General features: G+C 47.8%; 2 protein-coding genes and 3 pseudogenes. All 5 read left to right on the top strand.

The genetic code is table 11. The features are described 5' to 3' along the window. Positions 1 to 267: 267 nt before the first annotated feature. Positions 268 to 2045 (top strand): annotated as a pseudogene (gene aspS, locus TZ48_RS03225) (aspartate--tRNA ligase). Between the two features lie 400 nt (positions 2046 to 2445). Next, positions 2446 to 2967 (top strand): crossover junction endodeoxyribonuclease RuvC, encoded by a 522-nt coding sequence (gene ruvC / locus TZ48_RS03235; protein WP_112478244.1) that lies wholly within the window; start codon positions 2446 to 2448, stop codon positions 2965 to 2967. Between the two features lie 190 nt (positions 2968 to 3157). Then, positions 3158 to 4585: a methyl-accepting chemotaxis protein gene (locus TZ48_RS03240; RefSeq protein ID WP_112478245.1), complete on the top strand. Its 1428-nt coding sequence runs from the start codon at positions 3158 to 3160 to the stop codon at positions 4583 to 4585. 80 nt (positions 4586 to 4665) lie between these two features. Continuing rightward, positions 4666 to 5281: pseudogene (gene ruvA, locus TZ48_RS03245) on the top strand (Holliday junction branch migration protein RuvA). A gap of 49 nt (positions 5282 to 5330) precedes the next feature. Continuing rightward, positions 5331 to 6000: pseudogene (gene ruvB, locus TZ48_RS03250) on the top strand (Holliday junction branch migration DNA helicase RuvB); the annotation flags it as partial.

Consider the following 6000-nt stretch of genomic DNA (forward strand, 5'->3'; position numbering starts at 1 on the left):
TTCTCATCCTTTCATACAAGTCAACAAAAGCTAATAAGGAATAGGATTTGTTGATATTTTGTCCGTTTCAAGTGTTCTTGCTTAGCAACAGGCAATTAAACACAACAATTCTATCAAATTAGGTCGATTTTAGACGATTTTCCGAGTATAAATGAACCTTTGATTTTGTGGGTGGATTTAGTATTGGCGACTTTTCATGCCATCACCCACAATATAGATTTCATATAAACGTTTTCATATAAACAATCGGAAATTGGGAAATTCATTATGCGTAGCCATTACTGTGGTCACCTGAACAAGTCCCTTGCAGGACAAACTGTAGAACTGTGCGGCTGGGTAAACCGTCGTCGTGATTTAGGCGGTCTTATCTTTATTGATATGCGAGATCGTGAAGGTATCGTTCAGGTTGTTGTTGATCCAGATATGGCTGATGCTTATGAAGTAGCGAACCAACTTCGTAACGAATTCTGCATCAAGCTAACTGGTGAAGTTCGTGTGCGTCCAGAGAGCCAAGTAAACAAAGACATGGCGACAGGTGAAGTAGAGATCCTCGCAAAAGGTCTTGAAATCATCAACCGTAGCGACGTGCTACCTCTAGACTTCAACCAAACGAATACTGAAGAGCAACGTCTGAAGTACCGTTACATCGACCTACGTCGTCCAGAGATGAGCGATCGTATTAAACTGCGTGCAAAAGCATCTAGCTTTGTTCGTCGTTTCCTAGATGACAACGGCTTCCTAGACATTGAAACACCAGTACTAACAAAAGCGACACCAGAAGGTGCTCGTGACTACCTAGTACCAAGCCGCGTGCACAAAGGTTCGTTCTACGCACTTCCTCAGTCTCCACAGCTATTCAAACAGCTGCTGATGATGTCTGGTTTCGACCGTTACTACCAAATCGTTAAGTGTTTCCGTGATGAAGACTTGCGTGCTGACCGTCAACCAGAATTCACACAGATCGATATCGAAACATCATTCATGTCGGCTGACCAAGTACGTGAAGTGACTGAAAAAATGGTTCGCGACATGTGGCAAGAGCTACTGAACGTAGACCTAGGTCAGTTCCCAGTTATGCCATTCTCTGAAGCGATTCGTCGTTTTGGTAGCGACAAACCAGATCTACGTAACCCCCTAGAGCTAGTGGATGTTGCTGATCTAGTGAAAGACGTTGAGTTCAAAGTATTCTCAGGTCCAGCAAACGACGAGAAAGGTCGCGTAGCGGTTATCCGTGTACCAGGCGGCGCTTCTCTAACTCGTAAGCAAATCGACAGCTATGCTGAGTACGTAGGTATCTACGGCGCGAAAGGCCTAGCATGGATGAAGGTTAACGACCGTGCTGCTGGCATGGAAGGTATCCAATCTCCAGTTGCTAAGTTCCTTAATGAAGAAGTGATCAACGGTATTCTTGAGCGTACTAACGCAGAATCTGGTGACATCATCCTATTCGGTGCTGACAAAGCAAACACAGTGCAGAAGCAATGGGTGCGCTACGCCTTAAGCTGGGTAAAGATCTTGAGCTTACTGATGAGTCTAAATGGGCGCCATTATGGGTTGTTGACTTCCCAATGTTCGAAGAAGATGACGAGGGTAACCTGCACGCAATGCACCACCCATTCACGTCTCCTCTTGGCATGACAGCGGAAGAGCTAAAAGCGAACCCAGCGGCAGCAAACTCTAATGCGTACGACATGGTTCTAAACGGCTATGAAGTAGGTGGCGGCTCTGTTCGTATCCACAACGCAGAAATGCAAGCAGCGGTATTTGAGATTCTTGGTATCGATGCAGAAGAGCAACGCGAGAAGTTTGGCTTCCTACTAGACGCACTGAAGTTCGGTACACCACCACACGCAGGTCTAGCATTCGGTCTTGACCGTCTAGTGATGCTTCTTTGTGGTACAGAGAACATCCGTGACGTTATCGCATTCCCGAAAACAACCGCAGCAGCGTGTCTACTAACAGATGCACCAAGTGCAGCAAATCCTGCAGCACTAGAAGAGCTAGCGATTGCTGTGACGGCCGCGAAAGAGAAGAAAGACGCTTAATCTTTCTCTTGTGTTGTGGCGATGCGCAGCGAGCCTTTTTTTGCTCCTCCCCCTATTAAGGGGAGAACAACAGGCTTATTACTAGGTAATATCGCTAGGCGACGCGCAGCGAGCCTTCTGCTCCTCCCCTTTATAAGGGGAGGCTGGGAGAGGTGCTCTTTTCTTGCTTAATTGATTGAAATAAAGCAGCAAAACCAAGAGCACCCCCTCTAACTCCCCCTTATTAAGGGGGAGAACAATAGGCTCGTTACTACGTAACATCGCAACACAAAACAAAAACTCCCGCATCCGCGGGAGTTTTTGTTTCCAAATTCGGTATAGTTAATACTGCTATATAAAAGAACAACGCCACAAAACCCAAAGGACTAACCATGGCAGGCAACACCAAACGGACGCATACATGTCAATAATTCTAGGAATCGACCCAGGCTCAAGAATCACAGGCTACGGCGTGATCCGCCAGCAGGGTCGACATCTACAGTATCTGGGTAGCGGCTGTATTCGCACCTCAGAAAAAGAACTCCCCGGTCGATTAAAACAGATCTACGCAGGTGTCAGTGAAATTATCACTCAGTTCCAGCCGGATGTGTTCGCCATCGAGCAAGTCTTCATGGCCAAAAATGCCGACTCAGCACTGAAGCTTGGTCAAGCAAGAGGTAGTGCGATTGTCGCGGCAGTCAACCACGACTTGCCTGTTTACGAGTACGCAGCAAGGCTTATCAAACAAGCGGTTGTAGGCACCGGTGGCGCGGATAAAGCTCAAGTGCAACACATGGTCATGGCGATGTTGAAGCTGCCTTCAAAGCCGCAGGCGGATGCTGCCGATGCGCTGGGTGTGGCTATTTGTCATGCCAACACCAATAAAACGCTTGTCGCTCTCGCGGGAAAGGCGAGTGGTGCCAAGAAAGGACGCTATCGTTAAAAAGAGTACTGGAGGTCGAAAATTGGTGCATGGATCTCAGTACTTACCGTCTTGTATACCGATAGTTTTAACGATAACCAGCCCACAGTTTTAGAGCTTTTTACCTAGCGCGCCTTGTTAATTATTTGTTAACTTTCTAAGATTGGTCTGATGAGTGGCTCAAAGGACCAATAATAAGGAAAACAAAGGCATGTGGCACAATTTAATAAATAACGCTCAAAGTCTCTCCCGCAATACGCTCCGCAAAGCTGAAATCACTGCTGTATTTACTGTTGTCGCGCTGATCGTTGGTCTGTACAGCGCTGTTAAGTGGCAATCTAATGGTCATGCACTGCTGTTTCTAACGTCGGTACTGCTGATTGCAATTGAAGTGACTGGCTTAGTGGTGTTGCGTTTTACCAAGCAAATCACGCTAGCGCTCAATATCGGCTTTCTTGGGATGGTCGTTCATGCAGTGAACATCATTTATCAAAGTGGTGGTATCGTCGATTCTACGCAGTCTTTTTGGGCACCTTTGCTCATTGTCGCCTTTTACCTCTCGGCTTCTAGAGCGATGGCTCTGACTTGGAGTATTGGTATTCTGCTGGTTGCGGGCGTCATGACGTATCTTCACACTAGCGGTTTTTCATTTCCAACTATTTCACTATCGGCGTCAAAGCAAAATATCGAAATATGGTCTGGTATGCTATTGCCACTTTGCGTGATCTGTTTTGCACAAAGTTTCACAGCTAAGCAAAAGGAAAGTGCCATTCATCGTGCAGAAAAGGCGATGAAAGAGAGTGCACTGCAAGCCGAAAAAGCGTCGCAAGGTGAAAAGCGTATGGACGGTATGCTAGTGACTGTAAATGCGAGTGTGAAAGAGCTCGATGAAGTCATCCATCAGGTGAATACGCAATCGTCGCAGCTGAACTCAAACGTGCAGTCACTGGGAATGAACAGCGCTTCACAGGCGAGCGCTGCAGAACAGATGAGTCAGCAACTTGAACAACTGTCCTCGTTTACTCAAGAGTCAGTCACCTTTATGGAGCAAGTTATCAATCAAACCGACGCCATCAAGCAGCAAGCAGAAAGTAGCTCGGAAATGCTCAATGCTTCAACTGAGGCGATTGCCAATATTGATAACAGCAACCAAAAAGTCGTCTCAGTGATTGAGCTTATCACGTCAGTGGCCGAGCAAACCAACTTGCTTGCCCTCAATGCGGCCATCGAAGCGGCGCGAGCGGGCGATCATGGCCGAGGTTTTGCGGTCGTTGCTGAGCAAGTAAGGGAGCTTTCTTCGAAGACCAGTAATTCGGTTGAGGAAATTCGCACATTAATCAGTAACAGTCAGCAGCAGATTGACTCGGGGCAGCAAACCATTCAAACCACGGTAAAAGAGCTCAGCCAGATGATTGAGCAAGTCCAAGTCATTTCAACTGAAATCACCGATCTTAGTCACTTAGTGACCCAGCAAAATCAGGCGATAGGAGAGCTCGATCAGGCGAGTAGCGATGTGGCTCGCTCGGTAACAGGGAGCAAAGCGATTGCTGAGGATATTCAAACCATCAGTGACGAGCTCAATCAGCAGATTGCAGAAGGTACGGAGCTCTCCGAACGATTGCGTTCCGCTATGAGCTAAAATGTGAAGAGAATAACTGGATACCCATCCAGTTATTCTATATCCTAAGCCCTATTGCAACAAACAATGAGACATAGACTGTGATAGGACGACTGCGTGGCACGCTAATCGAAAAACAACCCCTGAACTACTGATTGAAGTTGGTGGCGTAGGGTACGAAGTTCAAATGCCAATGAGCTGTTTCTACGAGCTGCCAGAAATTGGTCAAGAAGCCATTATTTACACCCATTTTGTCGTTCGTGAAGATGCACAGCTTCTTTACGGTTTCAATACCGTGCGTGAGCGCGCTCTGTTCCGCGAAGTCATCAAAGCTAACGGTGTCGGCCCTAAACTCGGCTAGGTATCCTATCTGGCATGTCTGCTAGTCAATTCGTCTCGTGCGTTGAGCGCGAAGATATCTCGACACTTGTTAAGCTGCCTGGCGTGGGTAAGAAAACCGCTGAGCGTCTCGTGGTTGAAATGAAAGACCGCCTCAAAGGTTGGGGCGCTGGTGATCTGTTTACACCAGCGACTGACGCTGCGCCGATGGACAGCGTTGGCACAATCTCTAGCGAAAGTGCTGAAGAAGAAGCGGTGAGCGCACTATTGGCATTGGGTTACAAGCCAACACAAGCATCGAAAGTGGTTTCTCAAGTCGCGAAACCAGACATGACCAGTGAAGCGCTGATCCGCGAAGCACTGCGTGCTATGGTTTAATGACTAAGCGCTATTTTTAGAGAGACAGTGAGTTCAGAGAGACAGTGAGATGATTGAAGCCGATCGCTTAATCGCCCCAGAAAACCCAGTTTTCCGTGATGAAGACGTCATCGATAGAGCTATTCGTCCTAAGAAGCTGGCTGACTATGAAGGTCAGGAGCACGTTAGCGACCAGATGGAAATTTTCATCAAAGCCGCACAGCTGCGTAACGAAGCGCTCGACCACCTATTAATATTCGGACCTCCTGGTCTGGGTAAAACCACACTGGCGAATATCGTTGCCAACGAGATGGAAGTGAACATTCGCACCACTTCGGGGCCCGTACTAGAAAAAGCCGGTGACCTTGCTGCGCTGTTGACCAATCTTGAAGAAAACGATGTCTTGTTTATCGACGAGATCCACCGCCTAAGCCCAATGGTAGAAGAGGTGCTGTATCCAGCGATGGAAGACTATCAGCTAGATATCATGATTGGCGAAGGGCCTGCCGCGCGCTCCATTAAAATTGATTTGCCGCCGTTTACGCTTATCGGCGCAACGACGCGCGCTGGCTCACTAACATCGCCACTTCGCGACCGTTTCGGTATCGTGCAGCGTCTGGAATACTACAAGATTGCCGACCTTCAAAATATCGTACAACGCAGTGCTCGTTGCCTAGGTTTGTCGATGAATCCAGAAGGGGCTCTAGAGACTCGCCCGCCGAGCTCGTGGAACCGCCTCG

The organism is Vibrio variabilis (assembly GCF_003263785.1).
In the GTDB taxonomy this organism is placed as follows: Bacteria; Pseudomonadota; Gammaproteobacteria; order Enterobacterales; family Vibrionaceae; genus Vibrio; species Vibrio variabilis.